We start from the raw sequence: 16,279 nt of genomic DNA, 5'->3' as shown, positions 1-16,279 counted from the left end.
TCCATACCGAACCAAGAAGCTAAGCTCATCATGGCTGATGATACTCTCCGTTACTCGGATGTTGGGAAAGTAGGTCGTTGCGGACTTTGTTTTATTCTTATGCTTTTTTAAATCAATTAAATTTTTATGTCAATCAAATTTTAAATCAATTACAATGAAATTTTTAAAATTTTACTTGTAGTTTTTAAATTTTAAAATTCCAAATTCTATAAATTTTATCTTTAAATTTAAAATTTCGCTTTGTGAATTTAACTTTATCGCTAAATTTTAAAATTATTCTTATCAAAATTTAAAAAAATTATTAAATTTTAAGTAGCTTAAATTTAGAATTATTTTTCAAATCAATTAAAGGAGAAAAAATGAAAATCTTTAAAATCCTATCAACAACCGCAATCTTTGCAAGCCTAGCTTTCGCTGGGATCAACCTAAACACCGCCACAAAAGACGAGCTAATGGCACTTCCTGGCATCGGCGAAGCCAAGGCTGAGGCTATCATCGAATACAGAAAAAACAACAAATTTAACTCAATCGACGAGATTAAAAACATCAAAGGCATCGGCGAGAAGCGCTTCGAGGCTATCAAAGACGACCTAACTCTTACTGGCAAGACGGACACTAGCGACTTAAAATCTACCGTGAAAAAAGAAAAAGAAAAAGCCACAAAAAAAGCCGATAAAAAGGTCAAAAAAGAGGTCGTAAATCTAAAAGACAAAGCCGCGAGCACCGATACAGCTAAAAAAGCCAAAAAAGTAAAAGATATGGCAGATGAAGCTAAAAAAATCAAAAAAGCTGTGAGCGAGTAATTAAATCAAAAGAAAAGGCTTATAAATTTAGCTTTTTTCTAGCCTTGGCTTGCTAAAATGCGAGGTTTAGGAGAGTTTATGAGAGTATTCGTGTGCGCCACGAAGTCCGAGGCGCAGGGTCTGGTGGAGAGATTTAGACTAAAAAAAAGTAGCGTTAAATTTGGCGAAAAGGGCGTTAAATTTGGCGAGAGTGGCGCAAGTTTTGGCGAAAAAAGCGTCAATGTGTGGCTAGGCGAGGGAATTTTGCTTTTTATCTGCGGTGTGGGCTTTGGCAAAAACGGCGAAAACGCGCAAATTTTTGGCGAAATTTTGGCGAAATTTAGCCCCAAAACAGCCATAAATTTTGGAATTTGTGGTTGCAATAGCGATGAAATCGGTGTCGGCGATGGGTTTTTGTGGGACGAAAACAGTGCGCCAAAAGGGGCGAGCCTAATCTGCGTTAGCACCCCGCAAACTACGAAAATTTCGGCGCCCACGATAAACTTATACGACATGGAAAGCGCGAAATTCAAAGAAATTTGCGCTAAATTTGGCGTGAAATTTAAAATCTACAAGGTCGTAAGCGATCATTTAATCGACGCTAAAATCGACAAAGCCAGCACTTGTGCGCTGCTTAGGGCGCATGCGAAAAAAATAGGAGAGTTATGAGTGAAATAAACGGCGAGTTCAAACTCGCACTAAATGCCGAAAATAGCGAGCTTTTGCGCGAATTTTTTCTATCAGGGCATTTTAGCTTCCAAGAGCGCAAACAAATTGCTGAAATTTGCGCTGATTTGCAGGCTTGGGGCGAAAATGTGGGGGAAATTTTAAAAGTAGCGAAATTTGGCGAAAATCGTGGCGTAAATTTTGCTTCGAATTTCAGCGGAAATTCTAACGCAAATTTCGCCGAAAATTCTAACGCAAATTTCGCCGAAAATCCTAGCGTAAATTCAGAGCCAAATTTACAATCCAAACCCGCCTTAAACTACGCTTGTAAGCAGGTTTTCGCGCGCATAAAATCCGCGTATGAGCTAATCAAATCGCGCCCGCCTGCGTATGAAAATTTCACTCCGCACTATACGCCCAAACGCTACGAAATATCGCGTTTTGCGGGCGAAAAGCTAGCCCTTGGTCGCTGTCCTGTCGCTAGTGAGGGGACGCGTTGCTGCAATCTACTCACGCTCGATGCGGTCAATTCGTGCGGGTTTGATTGCTCGTATTGCGCGATTGGCTCGTTTTACAAAAAAGGCGTCGTGGGATTTGACGAAAATTTCGGCGCAAATCTAGCGAAACTGCACCTTGATAGTGATAAAATTTATCATATCGGCACAGGTCAGAGCTCGGATTCGCTCATGTGGGGCGATAATTTCGGCATTTTAAGCGCGCTAAATTCCTTCGCCAGAGCGCATGAAAATGTGATTTTAGAGCTAAAAAGCAAGTCGAATAATATTTCCTTTTTTTTGCAAAACGACATTTCGCGCAACATCATCGTGACATTTTCGCTAAATCCGCAAATCATTATCGAAAATGAAGAACATCTCAGCGCTAGCCTAGATGAGCGCTTAAATGCTGCCAAAAAACTGGCGCAAAAGGGCATTTTGGTGGGATTTCACTTTCACCCGATGATTTATTTCGAAGGTTGGCGTGATGAATACAGCGCGATTTTTGCGCGATTGGTGCGCGAATTTGACCCTAGTAGCGTAGCACTTGTATCCTTTGGCACGCTGACATTTATAAAACCAGTTATCAAAAAACTGCGCGCCAGAGGCTTAGAAAGCAAAATTTTGCAAATGCCATTTTCGCAGGCAAATGGCAAAATTTCATACCCTAAAAATATCAAACTCAAAATGTTTAAATTCGCCTATTCTAGCCTGCGCGCGTGGCATGAAAAAGTGTTTTTTTATCTTTGCATGGAAGACGAGACGCTTTGGGGCGAGGTTTTTGGGCGCGAGTTTGCCAGCAACGACGAATTCGAGCGCGCGATGAAAGAGGCGTATATGCGCAAAATAAAGGAAAATCGATGAAAAAAGCGTTGATTACGGGCGCAGGTGGCGGGATCGGCAGTGCGATAGCGCGGAAATTTAGCCAAAACGGCTTTGAAATTTTAACCTTGAATTCGAGATTCGAGGATACTGCCTCGCTTAAAAAAGAGCTAGCAAATTTGAGCAAAGAGAGCTTCGATGCTGTGATCTTATGCGCTGGCGTGGGGAATTTCGACCCTTTCGAGGCGGTGAGTGGGGACGAGATTTCGCGCGTGATAAGCGTGAATTTAAGCGCAAATTTGATAATCCTAAATGCGCTAATCAATTCGCTCAAACGCTCGCACGCCCATATTATCGGCATTGCTTCGATTGAGGCGCACAGACACTCGCGATTTAGCGCGCTGTATTCGGCTTCTAAGGCGGGACTAAGAGCGTTTTTGCTATGTTTGTTTGAAGAGTATCGCAAGGATTTGCGCGTAACCTGCATAAGCCCCGATATGACGCAAACGCCCTTTTTTGCGGATTTGCGCTTCGAGCCGAGTAGCGATGAGCACGCCTATATCGACCCAGATGAGATTGCAAATTTCGCCTACGAGGCGTATAAAACCAAGTCAAATTTGAGCGAAATCGTAATTCGTCCGCGTATCGTGGGAATAGTGAAAAAATAAAATTTTGGCGTTTTTGCGTATAGTTTTTGCTACGATTAGACTAATTTACTTTTAAAATAGTTTATAAATCAATATTGCAAATTTTAGTTTTGATTAAGGGGGGGGTATTATAATGTAAATATTTTTGAAAAGGGCAAAAATGATACTAAAATACCCAAATTCTAATTCAAGTCCGTATAATTATTTTGATATATTAGGCGATAATGAAAATGCTTTATCAAAAGCTTTTGCATATTTAATAAGTGTAAATCAAGATTGCTTTTTTGAATTCTTAAAACTTGTAGGTATTAGAAAAACAGATTATTCAAAATATCAAATAGAAATTCAAAAAAATCGAGATGCAGGAATAACAGATATAGAAATTACTGACAATGAGAAAATACATATAATCGTTGAGTGTAAAATAAAAGGCGGAAAAGTAGATAAACAAAGAACTCAGTATAATAAAGAATTTGACAATAAATGTGAAAAAAAGATTTTATGCTTACTTACTGAAATTCACGATTCAAATTATTCAAGCGAAAATGAAATAGAAGTGATTACTCTATCTTGGCGTGATATTGTTGATGAATTTGATAATAAAACTTTTTTATCAAATGAGTTGGTTAAAAATTTTCTTAAATTTTCAGAAAGGATTTTAAAAATGAATACCAAAGAAATACTTATACAAGATTTAGGCGATGAAAAAGAAATACAAAGATATAATTGTTCCGTATATCGAACCGGCGAACTTCACGGCGCTCCGTTATACTTCGCTCCATATTTTACTAAGCAAAATAAAGACACCGAAGGAATAAAATCCTTATCAAAAATATTGGGAATTATTACTGCAAAACCTAATGAAATAGGAAATTTCGTTGAAAGATTTGAAAGCTTTTTTGATAAAAAAGAATTGCCTAATAAAAAAGAGTTAATCGAAAAATGGAAAAAAGGCATAGCGATAAAAAATAAAGAAAACGAAAATAAATTATATACATACTATTTTCTAGAAGAAGAATTCAGCTTTAAAAATCCATTGAAAAAAGACGGCGGAATAGAAAAGGGAAGAGGCAAAAATTGGATTGCTGCCGCTATTCCAAAAAATAGATGTGTATCTTTTACTGATTTTTTGAAACATATACCTGAGTTGATGAGTGAAAAATAGAAAATTGGACTATGAGCTATAATTTTTAAGATTTGAAAAATATAGCGCAAAACACAGTAAGTGGGGCTTTGAGTGCATTTTTTAGACTTTAATTTGTTATGATTTAAAACACTTTGTAGATTATTGCGCCAGCTTTGCGGGCTTACTACACTTAAAAGCAAAATTTGAAATTTTACACAAACTCAAAATTTCGGCGCAGTATTTTAAGCTTGCGACAGCGGAATTTATACTAAATTTTGCAAAAATTCATCTTTGCTAAAATCGTCAAAAATGGTGTAATTCTCAAATTTCGCCGCATTTAAAAGCAAAGCAGAGCGCCCGAAGCCGATGATTTTGCGCGCCATTGCGCCGGAGCGAAGCCACGCGGTAAAGATCGAGTTATAGACCAAATCCTCGCACTCTCCGTCGCAGACGATCACGGCGTCGTTTCCATAGAGGCTATCGTCGCTGACATCGGCCCTCACGCAGGCTTTTTGCGCGCTTTGCACGGCTTCTTTGAGCGCATAGATTCGCACTTTGTGCTGGCAAGCACTCAGGGCGTTCAAAATTTGGGCTAGGTTTAAAAGCGAGAAATTATCATAGATTACAACGGCAATTTTCACGGATTTCCTTTAAATTTTTACGCGATTTTAATTAAATTTTGTTTAAAATTCCATATTTTTATAAGGAGAAAATATGATATACGAAGATGATATAATTTTTATCGAGCGCGAGGAGAGCGAAATCCCGTGGATTAAAATTTTCACCAAAACGAAAGCAAAGGAGATTACGGATTTGCCAAGCGAGCAGATTGCACACCTTTGGGCGGCTGTTTTGGAGTGCGAAAGGAGCATGCGAGACTTCTACAACCCCGATAAAATCAATATCGCAAGCTTCGCAAACTATGTGCCCAAAGTCCATATTCACCTGCAAGCTAGGTTTAAAAACGACAGCTTTTTCCCTGAGAGTATGTGGGGCAAAAAAATGCGAAAAGCCAAACTCGATCTGCCAAATTTCGACGAATTTGCCCAAATTTTAAGCGCAAATTTAAAGATAGCGTTTAAGTAGGTTTTGATTTATTTCTACGCAGATAAAACAGAGCCAAAAGCAAAATTAGCGCGCAAAATCCGCTGATAAAAAAGCCGAATTTTGCGCCAAATTTATCCGTGAAAAACCCCGCAAAAAGCGCGCCAAATGGCGTGCTTCCTAAGAAAAATAGAGTGTAGATACTCATTATCCTGCCGCGAAATTCGTTGCTGGTGTGCATTTGCACGGTCGAGTTCATCGACGAGTTTGTCAAAACGAAAAAAAATCCAAGCAGCGCGATTAGCGTAGCATTGTAAGCAAAGCTCGCCACAGCCCCAGCCAGCGCGCAGATTACGCACACAAGCACGGCGCAAATACGGATAGATTTCAGCGACAAATTCCCAAAACTAGCCACGCACAGCGCCCCACACAGTGCCCCAAGCCCCAAAATCGACATCAAATACCCAAAATACCGCTCGCCCTGAGCCAAATCGAATTTCACAAAGGCTGAAATTGTGATATTGTAATTAGGTATGAAGGTCGATAAAATCAACACAATAAAAAGAATTTCGCTTAAAATTTTTTTAGAAAGCATATACGAAAAGCCCTGTTTAATGAGTGCTAGGGGGCTTAAATTTGAGCGCGACACTTTGCTTGCGGGCTCAGAAATTTTGACAAAAAATAGCGAGATAATGACAGCTAAAAAGCTAATAGCATTTATCACGAAGCACCATTTCGCGCCAAAGTGCGCCATTATCAGCCCTGCAAGCGCAGGTCCTGTGATACGGGCTAGGTTGAAAGAGATCGAATTTAGCGCGACTGCGTTTGGAAGCTCGGAGCTAGAAGCGATGAGCGAGCGCACGAGGGCTTGGCGCGAGGGCGAGTCAAACGCCGTAAATACGCCGTTTATGAGGGAAAGCGTGAAAATGTTTGCGAAGTTAAACGCCTCAAACCACGCCAAAAAGGCGAAAATACACGCTATAATCATCATGCCGATTTGCGCGCACAAAAGTATGCGAAGCTTGTCAAAGCGATCGAGCAAAACGCCCGAGAATAGCGTGAATAGTAGCGATGGTAAAAACTGCGCGAGGCTGATTAGACCGACCTTAAAGGGGTCGTGCGTGAGTGTGAGCGCAATCCAGGGAAGCGCGATTGTTTGCATCCACGAGCCGATTAATGAGAGATTCATACCAATCCAATAAAGCCTGAAATTGCGGTATTTGAGGGAGTGAAATGGATTTCTCATAAATTTTCCTTGCCAAATTTGGGCTAAATTTTACTCATAAATTTCGAAAATTTCGCTGAAATATGGGGTTTGGATAGGGCAAATTTTCGCCACGACAGCGACTGTGCGTCGCTTGATTGTCATTGCGAGCACAGCGAAGCAATCCAGTAAAATTTAAAGCAAAATTCTATTTAAATTTTGAAATTCTGCAAAAACACTGCGCCGAAATTTTTAAACTCGTAGATTGCCACGAAACGGCTTGCGCCGTTTCTCGCAATAACAAATGAAAGGCAAGGAAATTTCCCTGGATTGCTTCGCTACGCTCGCAATGACAGCAAATTTAGCGCAAGGAATTTTAAACTCGTAGATTGCTTCGTCGCTAACGCTCCTCGCAATGACAATGGTTCGCGTATCGAGGCAGTATTCCCGGCTTGCGAAGCGCAATGATAGATTATCGTCATCGAAAGGAGCTGTTTAATGCGCTAAATTTCAAAAAATTATCTATTTAAAATCATTGATTTTAGTATGCGTTTGCCTGCTTCAACGCCTGGCTGGTCGTAGGTATTCACGCCCAAAATCGCCCCAACCCCGCTAGTTAGCAGCTCGAAATAATAAAATAAAAATCCAGCGTTTGCCTCATCTAGCGCGCCCACTTCGATGACATCGACGCTCACGCCTTCGTTTATCACAGCCTGTGCGGTTGCATCGCACTGGAAATTTAGCACGCTTTCTAAGCTTAGATCATTTACAAAGTCGCAACTAACCAAATTTCCCAAGCTCAAATTTGGGATTTTTCGCGATGTGCCGGAGTTTTTTAGCTTCATAAATGTTACTGTCTTGTCCTTCACGCCGTCCATGATAAGCTGCAAGAAGCTGTGCTGATCGCGCGAGCCAACTAGCCCTACTGGGGTAAGCCCGTAGCGCGTGTAGCCGATTTTTTTGCCGATACTCTCTGCCCAGAGCTGGACATACCAGTCGTTGAAGGCTTTGAGCCTGTCGCAATAGCTGAAAATCACATTGATTGTGGCGTTTTTGTGAGTGGCGTAGTGGCGGGCTTTTTGCACGACTTCGTTATTTTTTAAATTTTCAAAATTTCCGTTTAGGATTTCGCCTAGAAACCTTTCTTGCGCCATTTTTGCGCCACTAAGTAAAGCGCGCGCATCAAGCCCAAGAGCAAGAGCTGGCACGAGGCCGACTGCACTAAGCACGCTAAATCGCCCGCCCACATTGGCTGGCATATTTATCACGGTGGCGTTTTGAGCTTTTGCGTAGGTTTCTAACGCCGAATTTGGGTCTGTGATAAAGATGAAATTACGGCTCAAATCCTGCGCGCCAAACTCATCTAAAACGACCTTAAATAGCGAAATGGTTTCGATTGTGGTGCCGGATTTGGACGAGATGATAAAGAGTGTATCGCTAAATTTGAGCCCATTTAAGGCGTTTTTTACGCTAAAATCGTCTAAATTATCCAAAATTTCAAATCTTAAATTTGACTCTATTTTTTCGCGTAGCATTTCGTAAAACGCCCTTACACCCACGCTCGAACCGCCGATTCCCACGACTACGACAGCGCTAAAATTTTTGCCAGCTAAAAATTCGCTAGCCTGCGCGATTGCGCTCTCACCGCTATCTGGTAGGTGATAATACCCGATCTCGCCACCTTCGAATTCATCTTTTAGCGCCAAAGCGACATTTTTTAGCTCGTCGTTTTTGGCTTTGGTAAAAAAAAGTTTATTTTTTATCATTTTTTTTCTTTCCGAATTCTTTTTCATAAAAATACTTCGTCGCCTCGACATATCCCTCCACAGAGCCACAATCAAAGCGTTTGCCCTTGAATTTATACGCCATTACAACGCCGTTTTTGGCCTGCTCCAAAAGCGCGTCGGTGATTTGGATTTCGCCGTTTTTGCCAGCTGGCGTGCGCTCGATGATATCGAAAATATCAGGCGTGAGTATGTATCTGCCAATGATCGCTAGGTTTGATGGGGCGTCCTTTGGGGCTGGTTTTTCGACCATATCGCTAACCATAATCAAATCATCGCTGATGCTTTTGCCCGCGATTACGCCGTATTTGCTGACATCTTCTTTTTCTACTTCCATTACGGCTACGATTGAGCAACGATATTTCTCATAAACTTTAACCATTTGTGCTAGCACTCCCTCGCCAGCGGTGTTTATACACAAATCATCAGCCAAAACTACGCCAAATGGCTCATCTCTAACGAGAGTTTTGCCTGTGAAAATCGCGTGTCCTAGCCCTTTCATATCCTCTTGACGGGTAAATGAAAACTGACAAGATGACATTAAATTTCTAATATCATCTAGCAAATACTCTTTGCTAGTGCCCTTGATTTGGTCTTCTAGCTCATAGCTTCTATCGAAATAATCCTCCAAAGCGCGCTTTCCACGCCCTGTGACAAATGCCATATTATCCATGCCGGCCTCTAATGCCTCATCTACGCCATAGTGAATTAGCGGTTTTGTAAGGATTGGGAGCATTTCCTTAGGTAGCGATTTTGTGGCTGGCAAAAAGCGCGTGCCATACCCCGCAGCAGGAAATAAGCAAGTCTTAATCATAATTGTATCCTTTTGAAATTTTAGTAAATCTTGATTATAATATAAAAAAGGTAAATTTAATCAAAAAGGCGAAAATGTATATCATACAGCGCGAATTTAGCGCGAATTTAGAGGTCAAAAAGTCAAATTTCATCGCGCATTTGGTGCCGTTAGCTGAGTTTGAGCGCGTGCGTGAGCGACTAAAAGACGAACACCCCAAAGCCCGCCACATCGTCTGGGCGTATCGAGCGCTAAATGAGTATTCTCAAATCGTCGAAAACCAAAGCGACGACGGCGAGCCAAAATCCACGAGCGGGCCATCATGCCTAAATGCGCTTCGTGGCGCAGGTCTGATTGACACGGCTGTGCTTGTGGTGCGGTATTTTGGCGGGATCAAGCTAGGCACTGGCGGGCTAGTGCGCGCGTATGGCGGGGCTGTAAATTTGGCGATAAATGCGAGCGAGCTAGTATTATACGAGCTCAAAAAGCCTTGCGAATTTTTCGTGCCATTTGCGCAAATTGCGAAATTTGAGCACTTTATGAAAAAGCAAAATTTCGCTTACACGCTAAATTTCACCGACACAGGGGCTGTATTTTCGTGCGCTCTTTCTCAGGCGCAAACAGCGATTTTTGCGGATTTCACGCAGGGTTTCATCGCGCCGTTTGAGATACTTAAACTGCCTGAATTTTAAAATTAGCGCATAATATTATTGTTGTTTTTTTATTTTAAGTTAAATTTTATAAATCACTTTGTAAAATTGAGAGAAATTTTATCGTAAAGGAAAAAAATGCCAAGACCAACCCCTAAAAACAACGAAATCAAGCTAGATCCGGGCAGGTATATCGTCTCGCGCACCGATCCTAAGGGTATCATCACATTTGGCAATGTGTATTTTTGCGCTATTTGCGGTTATAGCGTCGAGGAGCTACTCGGTCAGCCACACAACATAATCCGCCACCCAGATATGCCAAAAATCGCGTTTAAGCTCATGTGGGATACGATCCAAAAAGGTCGCGATTTCGTCGCAGTCGTCAAAAATATGGCCAAAGACGGCAGTTACTACTGGGTCATGACCGAATTTATCCCTAAAAAAGACCCCGCCACAGGCGAGATTGTCGAATACACAGCCTACCGCAAGGCTCCGCCACGCGCTGCTATCGATATCGTCGAACCGCTGTATAAAAAGCTTTGCGCCGCAGAGGAGCAAGGCGGTATGGAGGCTAGCGAGGCGCTTCTAAACGAGTATCTCAAAAAACAAGGCGAGACTTATGAGAGCTGGATTGTGCGCATTACTGGCAAGTCAAACCCGATTACTGCGCTGTTTTTCAAGGCGATGAGAAAGCTTTTTGGCTAAATTTGGCTTGAAATTTGATGATTTAAATTTGTGTGGATTGTGAATTTTGATTGTTTAAATTTTAGTTTTTTAAATTTTTGGTTTGAAATTTTAGTCGTTTAAATTTTATGATTGAAATTTTAGTTATTTAAATTTTTGTTTGAAATTTTGGTCATTTAAATTTGTGATCGAAATTTTGATTATTTGAAATTTTACTTGAAATTTTGTTTAAATTTTAAATTTCATTCCCCCCTTTGCCTAGACCTTGCGTCTAGGTTTTTTTATTTCGCATTTTTTCCGCTAGCGTAACTCCTAAACACTGCCCCGAGATTTATATAGTAATTTAAGCATACTTTTAAAAAAATATTTTATTATTACAATATAATTATGGAGTAGGTAAAAATGACTTATGAGTGGGACGAGGTAAAAGCTAGGTTAAATATCGCAAAGCACGGTGTGAGCTTTGATGAAGCAAAGAGTGTTTTTGGCGAGAGCGTGGTCTTGTTATTTTCGATGAAGACCACTCGGAAGATGAAGAAAGGTTTTTGCTTTTGGGCGTAAGTCTAAAAGAGAGAATTTTGCTTGTGGTGCATTGTTATAAGCAAGGCGACATTATTCGCATTATCTCGGCACGAAAAGCTACTAAAAACGAGCAAAAACAATACAAGGAGCAGTTATGAAAAAAGAGTATGATTTCTCAAAAGCCGTTAGAAATCCGTATGTAGATAAAAGCCTAAAAAGGCAAATTACCATAAATTTAAGTGGCAAAGTGATTGATTATTTCAAAGAAATGGCAGACAAAAAAGGTGTGCCATATCAAACCCTTATCAACATTTTTTTAAATGATTGCGTTGATAAGAAGCTTGATATCGCTGTCGTTGGTGCAAATTAATTTATTTGGTTGTGACGAAGCAATTTACGACTTTAAAATTCCAAGCGCTAAATTTGCAAATTTAGCGACTTTAAAATTCCCCCAAATTTCCCCCAAAAACGGCTCAAAACAAACGGCGATAAATTTTATCCTTTACAAATGTGTAATTAAACTTTTTTTAAATTTTAAAGAGATAAAATACGGAGTTATTTATCACATTTTGCGATTGAGTTCGCAGAAAAAAGGAGTTTTTCATGAACAAGGTCTATAAGCTCAAAAGGAGCTCACACGGCGTCAAGGTCGTCTCTGAGATAGCCAAAGGTCACAGTGGCGAAAAAACTATCGATGAGCGCGCTGGTTTTGGTGGGTTTATAACTCAGAGTATCACTTCATGTAATACATGGCGATTAACCATGTCGGTCGTGGCTGCCCTAGCACTCGGTTCAGTCTTTGTGCCTAGCTCAGCATTTGCTAGTGCGCCTGGTATAAATAATAGTGCAACCAGAGCTGCATGGGGATCTGGTGAAGCTAAAAAGAATGATGGAAGTGATGTTTCTGGTAGTCATACTAACATTGCAAATAATGTTACAATTACCAATAAAAATGGTAGCACTACAACTGCAAATTATGCTACAAATACAACACCTACAACTAGAAATTCTACTGCTATTGGAACGAATAGTTTGGCTTGGGGTGGAGCAAATGCCACAGCAACAAATGCTACTGCATGGGGCTATGGAGCGAGTGCTGATTATTGTATAGATCAAACTACTGGTTTAAGAAAAGCTTGCGTATCTGGCGATACTACTAGAACGCAAGCTAGATATTTTTCGCAAGCTACTGGTATTTATTCTACTGCATGGGCTGGTGGTAGAGCTACTGGCATGTTTTCAACTGCATTTGGTGGTGGTGCTTGGGCTAATGGCGTGCGCGCTGTTGCATGGAGTTCTGGTTGGGCTTTGGGAGCAGATACTACTGCGTGGGGTAGAGCAACAGCTAGTGGAAATAATGCTACTGCTTGGGGTAGTAGTGGTGTCTTAGCAAGTGGTGACAACTCTACTGCATGGGGTGGTGCTAATGTAACAGCAAGCGGAAATCAAGCAACAGCATTTGGTAATGGCACTACTGCTTATGGTAATCAATCAACTGCTTTTGGCAACGATACATACGCATTAGGACATGGTGCTACTGCTTGGGGTGTTGATACTAATGCTAGTGGTGATAAATCAACTGCTTTTGGTAGAAATACTCTTGCTAAGGGCGATAGTTCTGTGGCGTTTGGTCTTGACAACAACGCAACGGGTGCAAATTCGCTAGCAGGTGGTGGTAGGCTTAATGTAGCTAGTGGCTATGCAGCAACCACGCTAGGTGGTAGAGAAAACAAAGCTATCGGAGAAAGATCAGCTACTCTTGGCGGTAGATTTAATATAGCCAAAGGCGACGGTTCGGTTGTGCTTGGTGGTGAATACAATGAAGCAAACGCTACAAATTCTGTCGCTTGGGGTTTTGGCTCTATAACACATGCAGGAGCTAATAATTCAACTGCTTTTGGTGCAAATTCACACGCTTATGGTGCAAATTCTCTTGCTGCTATCGGTGGCACGGCACTTGGAGAAAATTCTATCGCTATGGGTGCGGGTGCAACAGCAAATAAAAAGAATACTTATGCTATCGGTAAAGGTGCATTAGCCGATAAAGAGAATACTATTGCTTTTGGTGAAAATGCAAAAGCCCAAGCTAATCGTGGCATAGCTATCGGTATGAATTCAGATGTTGCTAATGGCTCTGCCGGAGCCATAGCTATCGGTAGTTCAAACTATGTTGGCGGTAAGCCTGAACATACAATAAACGGTCAAATTCTTTATGATCAAAACGGAAATTTGATTGTGGTAAAAGGGTCGAGCGCACAAGGCGTTGGTGCCGTCGCTATCGGTTCTCAATCTGTCGCCGAAGGTGATGGCGGTGAAGGCAATATCGCTATCGGATATATGGCTTTGGCTAAGGATTTATCAAAGGCAAGTGATAATGCAGGACAAAGCACAGCTATCGGAACGAACGCTAAGGCTATCGGTTCGCAATCAATGGCACTTGGTGCAAATGCCGTAGCTAGGGGATATGGTTCTATCTCAATAGGTGGTGATGATATCGGCGGAGCGACAGATAATACCGGTGAAGGTAATAAATATAGTTTGATTACAGATTATATAAATTTTATCGGCGGCAATAATAATGTATCAAAAAGGATTAATGCTTTACAAGAAATGTATAATGGCGACATGACCGCAAGTTCTGATACAAATAGCGACTGGATGAAAAATGACGGCTATAAATCAACAGAAGCTAGCGGTCTTGCTTCACTTGCAATAGGTCAAAGCTCAGAAGCAAGTAATACCTTTGCAAATGCTATTGGTTTTACAAACGAAGCTTTTGGTATAGCTTCAAATGCCTATGGTGTAAGCAACAAAGCACACGGCAAAGGCTCTATCGCTTTTGGTTTGGAAAACAAAGTTTATGATACAAATTCTAGTGCGATAGGTGTTATCAATATTATTAGTGCAGGCTCTGAAAACTCCATGGGTTTGGGTAATATGAACCAAATTCAAAACGCAGATTTCTCTATCGCAGCAGGTTACTATAACAAAAATACTGCTGATAATACTATAACAGTAGGTTTGTTTAACCGCGCTACTGATCAGGCTGCTTCGGCTGTGGGTATCGAAAACAACGCAACAGGCTTCGGCTCTATCGCTGTTGGTGGATACAATAGCGCTAGTGGTACTTACTCTACTGCGTTTGGTCTTAAAAACGACGCGGCTGCTGATTTTACGCTAGTTATCGGTTCTGACAACAACGCATCAGCTTCGCACTCTATGGCACTAGGTGCTGATAATAACACCACTGCTGCTTACTCTGTCGCTGCTGGTATGAGCAATGTCGCCGAGGGCGAGAAATCAGCCGCTCTTGGTTTTGGCAATGTCGCAAGCGCTGATAGGTCTTTCTCAGTCGGTATGGATAACAATGTAACCGAAACAGGTGTCGAGAGTATTGCTCATGGTTATAGAAATGTCGTAACTGGCTCAAAATCTATTGCTATGGGTAGTGATAATAATGTCAGTGGTAACAACTCTGGTGCATTTGGTGATCCAAGTGTGCTTTTGACAGATCAATCATATGAAGTAGGTAATGATAATTACTTCGGCAAAGGCGCAAAAGATGGAGCAAGCGAGAACGATACTACAAGCAATAATATCTTTTCTTTTGGTAATAGAAATGTTATAGGAAATAGTGGAAATACAAAAAATGTATATGTAGTGGGTTCTGATAACGAGATAGATAAGTTAGAACATGTATATGTTTTAGGAAGTAATGTTAAAACAGCTCTTGAAAATTCTGTTTTCTTAGGCAATGAGAGTGCTTATGTCACAGGAGATACTACGGCTGATAATGGTGAGGTAAAAAATGCCACAGTAGGCGGCGTGACTTATGGCGATTTTGCTGGTGCGCAATCTAAGGGCGTAGTAAGCGTAGGCGATAAAGATAAAGAGCGTAGAATCCAAAATGTCGCAGCGGGTCTAATCACAAAAGATAGCACCGATGCTATCAACGGCTCGCAACTATATGCTGCTTACGATCAGTTACAATGGCAAGTAGGCGCAAATACCGCTATCGCTGGCACTGTGGGCAAACTAGACAAAAATACAAATAGGTCAAATGTATATTTCGTCGAGGGTAATGATGGTATAACAATCACAGCCGCTGAAAATGCTAGTAAAAATGGCTATGATGTTACATTTGCCCCTAAATTCCAAAACGCCACTATCAAAAACAACAAGATTGTTTCAATAGGATATAACGGAGATATATATAGTGTAGCAGGAGACGGAGTAGATACTAATACAACCGTCGTCAATAAAGACGGAAGCGTAAGTGTAACAACTGCTAGTGCGCTAAATGCTGAGGGTGGTAGAGAGTATATCCTAAGCATAGCAAATCAAATGGAAGCCAATAGAACCGAAATTTCAAATGATATTAAAAATTTCTTTGGTGGCGAAACTAAAATCGAAGGCAACAAAACTATCGTTACAAATCTAGGTGGTACTGGTGAGACTACTATCCACGATGCTATCAAAAAAGCGTATGACAGAAATGATACTGTCAAATCTGGCGATCAATATGTGACTGTCGAAAGAGATAGAAATGGCGCAGAGGACGGAAATGATTTCACTGTCAAAGTAACACTTCCAGTGCAATATACAGATGATACAAATAGCACTGTTACGCTAACTAATAACATTAATAACAATCCAGTTAAGATTACAAATTTAGCTCCTGGTGAAGCTGATACAGACGCAGTCAATGTATCTCAACTCAAAAAAGGTGTTGAAAGCAATAGAACAAAAGTTACTGTCAATGGTGGCACAAAAGCACCTGATGATGGCTCTTACACAGATGGCAATCTAAAACTTGCTGCTAGTGATAATAACACTACTTACGACCTAAAACTTGCTAATAACCTAACAATAGGTGAGGCAGGCGATGGCACACCTGGAAAACCTGGCGAAGATGGTCAAATCAAAGTTATCGACAAAGATGGCAATGATGGTGTAACTATCGCTGCAAAAGATGGCAATGGAACTATCGGCTTAAATGGCAAAGATGGTAATGACGCAGTTAAAGCTGATATTACTCTTGAAAAAGGCGAACCTGGTGTT

General features: G+C 40.9%; 14 protein-coding genes and 1 pseudogene. 11 read left to right on the top strand and 4 right to left on the bottom strand.

The annotated features are described in order from the left end of the window. Nucleotides 1–359: 359 nt before the first annotated feature. From OFO12_RS08100 to OFO12_RS07915, 5 genes are all read left to right on the top strand, one after another. Nucleotides 360–803 carry a ComEA family DNA-binding protein gene (locus tag OFO12_RS08100; RefSeq protein WP_442868089.1) on the top strand — a complete coding sequence of 148 codons (444 nt, stop codon included), beginning with the start codon at nt 360–362 and terminating at the stop codon, nt 801–803. A gap of 78 nt (nt 804–881) precedes the next feature. Beyond that, a complete protein-coding gene (locus OFO12_RS07930) occupies nt 882–1,451 on the top strand; it encodes a hypothetical protein (protein ID WP_270870101.1) in 570 nt (189 codons plus the stop codon). Beyond that, nucleotides 1,448–2,806: an SPL family radical SAM protein gene (locus OFO12_RS07925; RefSeq protein WP_270870100.1), complete on the top strand. Its 1,359-nt coding sequence runs from the start codon at nt 1,448–1,450 to the stop codon at nt 2,804–2,806. Before OFO12_RS07930 ends, OFO12_RS07925 begins: the two co-directional genes overlap by 4 nt. Continuing rightward, a complete protein-coding gene (locus tag OFO12_RS07920; RefSeq protein WP_270870099.1) occupies nt 2,803–3,432 on the top strand; it encodes an SDR family NAD(P)-dependent oxidoreductase in 630 nt (209 codons plus the stop codon). The genes OFO12_RS07925 and OFO12_RS07920 overlap by 4 nt, the downstream gene beginning before the upstream one ends. 139 nt (nt 3,433–3,571) lie before the next feature. Then, nucleotides 3,572–4,576 carry a PD-(D/E)XK nuclease family protein gene (locus tag OFO12_RS07915; RefSeq protein WP_270870098.1) on the top strand — a complete coding sequence of 335 codons (1,005 nt, stop codon included), beginning with the start codon at nt 3,572–3,574 and terminating at the stop codon, nt 4,574–4,576. A 224-nt stretch (nt 4,577–4,800) separates the two neighbouring features. Here OFO12_RS07915 and OFO12_RS07910 read toward each other — a convergent pair whose 3' ends face one another. Then, entirely contained in the window at nt 4,801–5,178 is a 378-nt protein-coding gene (locus OFO12_RS07910) for a hypothetical protein (protein WP_270870097.1), read from the bottom strand. Between the two features lie 73 nt (nt 5,179–5,251). On the opposite strand from OFO12_RS07910, the gene OFO12_RS07905 reads away from it, so the two are divergent. Continuing rightward, nucleotides 5,252–5,623 (top strand): HIT family protein, encoded by a 372-nt coding sequence (locus OFO12_RS07905; protein ID WP_270862986.1) that lies wholly within the window; start codon nt 5,252–5,254, stop codon nt 5,621–5,623. Here OFO12_RS07905 and OFO12_RS07900 read toward each other — a convergent pair. From OFO12_RS07900 to galU, 3 genes are all read right to left on the bottom strand, one after another. Next, nucleotides 5,616–6,827 carry an MFS transporter gene (locus OFO12_RS07900; protein ID WP_270870096.1) on the bottom strand — a complete coding sequence of 404 codons (1,212 nt, stop codon included), beginning with the start codon at nt 6,825–6,827 and terminating at the stop codon, nt 5,616–5,618. The two genes, OFO12_RS07905 and OFO12_RS07900, sit on opposite strands and share 8 nt — an antisense overlap. A 476-nt stretch (nt 6,828–7,303) precedes the next feature. Beyond that, a complete protein-coding gene (locus tag OFO12_RS07895; protein WP_270870095.1) occupies nt 7,304–8,551 on the bottom strand; it encodes a glucose-6-phosphate isomerase in 1,248 nt (415 codons plus the stop codon). After that, the gene (gene galU, locus OFO12_RS07890) at nt 8,538–9,383 is read right to left on the bottom strand and encodes a UTP--glucose-1-phosphate uridylyltransferase GalU (RefSeq protein WP_270870094.1); all 846 of its coding nucleotides are present in this window, start codon (nt 9,381–9,383) and stop codon (nt 8,538–8,540) included. The genes OFO12_RS07895 and galU overlap by 14 nt, the downstream gene beginning before the upstream one ends. 74 nt (nt 9,384–9,457) lie before the next feature. Here galU and OFO12_RS07885 point away from each other — a divergent pair, with 74 nt between their 5' ends. The 5 genes and pseudogenes from OFO12_RS07885 to OFO12_RS07860 all read left to right on the top strand — a co-directional run. Next, entirely contained in the window at nt 9,458–10,054 is a 597-nt protein-coding gene (locus OFO12_RS07885) for an IMPACT family protein (RefSeq protein ID WP_270870093.1), read from the top strand. Nucleotides 10,055–10,150: 96 nt separating this feature from the next. Continuing rightward, nucleotides 10,151–10,717, top strand: coding sequence for a PAS domain-containing protein (locus tag OFO12_RS07880; RefSeq protein WP_270862991.1), 567 nt, complete (start codon nt 10,151–10,153; stop codon nt 10,715–10,717). Nucleotides 10,718–11,098: 381 nt separating this feature from the next. Continuing rightward, nucleotides 11,099–11,376, top strand: a pseudogene (locus OFO12_RS08095) (BrnT family toxin). After that, nucleotides 11,373–11,588 (top strand): CopG family antitoxin, encoded by a 216-nt coding sequence (locus OFO12_RS07865; RefSeq protein WP_270862993.1) that lies wholly within the window; start codon nt 11,373–11,375, stop codon nt 11,586–11,588. Before OFO12_RS08095 ends, OFO12_RS07865 begins: the two are co-directional and overlap by 4 nt. A 233-nt stretch (nt 11,589–11,821) precedes the next feature. Next, on the top strand, nt 11,822–16,279 hold a 4,458-nt coding region (locus OFO12_RS07860), incomplete at its 3' end, for a hypothetical protein (RefSeq protein ID WP_270870091.1).

This window comes from Campylobacter sp. JMF_04 NA10, assembly GCF_027737655.1.
GTDB lineage: Bacteria > Campylobacterota > Campylobacteria > Campylobacterales > Campylobacteraceae > Campylobacter_B.
This window is presented reverse-complemented; position numbering and strand designations above follow the sequence as displayed.

Bases quoted from the DNA above. Each gene is read 5' to 3' on its own strand.
- OFO12_RS08100 (WP_442868089.1), top strand. From the start codon at position 360: ATGAAAATCTTTAAAATCCTATCAACAACCGCAATCTTTGCAAGCCTA.
- OFO12_RS07930 (WP_270870101.1), top strand. From the start codon at position 882: ATGAGAGTATTCGTGTGCGCCACGAAGTCCGAGGCGCAGGGTCTGGTG.
- OFO12_RS07925 (WP_270870100.1), top strand. From the start codon at position 1,448: ATGAGTGAAATAAACGGCGAGTTCAAACTCGCACTAAATGCCGAAAAT.
- OFO12_RS07920 (WP_270870099.1), top strand. From the start codon at position 2,803: ATGAAAAAAGCGTTGATTACGGGCGCAGGTGGCGGGATCGGCAGTGCG.
- OFO12_RS07915 (WP_270870098.1), top strand. From the start codon at position 3,572: ATGATACTAAAATACCCAAATTCTAATTCAAGTCCGTATAATTATTTT.
- OFO12_RS07905 (WP_270862986.1), top strand. From the start codon at position 5,252: ATGATATACGAAGATGATATAATTTTTATCGAGCGCGAGGAGAGCGAA.
- OFO12_RS07900 (WP_270870096.1), bottom strand. From the start codon at position 6,827: ATGAGAAATCCATTTCACTCCCTCAAATACCGCAATTTCAGGCTTTAT.
- OFO12_RS07895 (WP_270870095.1), bottom strand. From the start codon at position 8,551: ATGATAAAAAATAAACTTTTTTTTACCAAAGCCAAAAACGACGAGCTA.
- galU (WP_270870094.1), bottom strand. From the start codon at position 9,383: ATGATTAAGACTTGCTTATTTCCTGCTGCGGGGTATGGCACGCGCTTT.
- OFO12_RS07885 (WP_270870093.1), top strand. From the start codon at position 9,458: ATGTATATCATACAGCGCGAATTTAGCGCGAATTTAGAGGTCAAAAAG.
- OFO12_RS07880 (WP_270862991.1), top strand. From the start codon at position 10,151: ATGCCAAGACCAACCCCTAAAAACAACGAAATCAAGCTAGATCCGGGC.
- OFO12_RS07865 (WP_270862993.1), top strand. From the start codon at position 11,373: ATGAAAAAAGAGTATGATTTCTCAAAAGCCGTTAGAAATCCGTATGTA.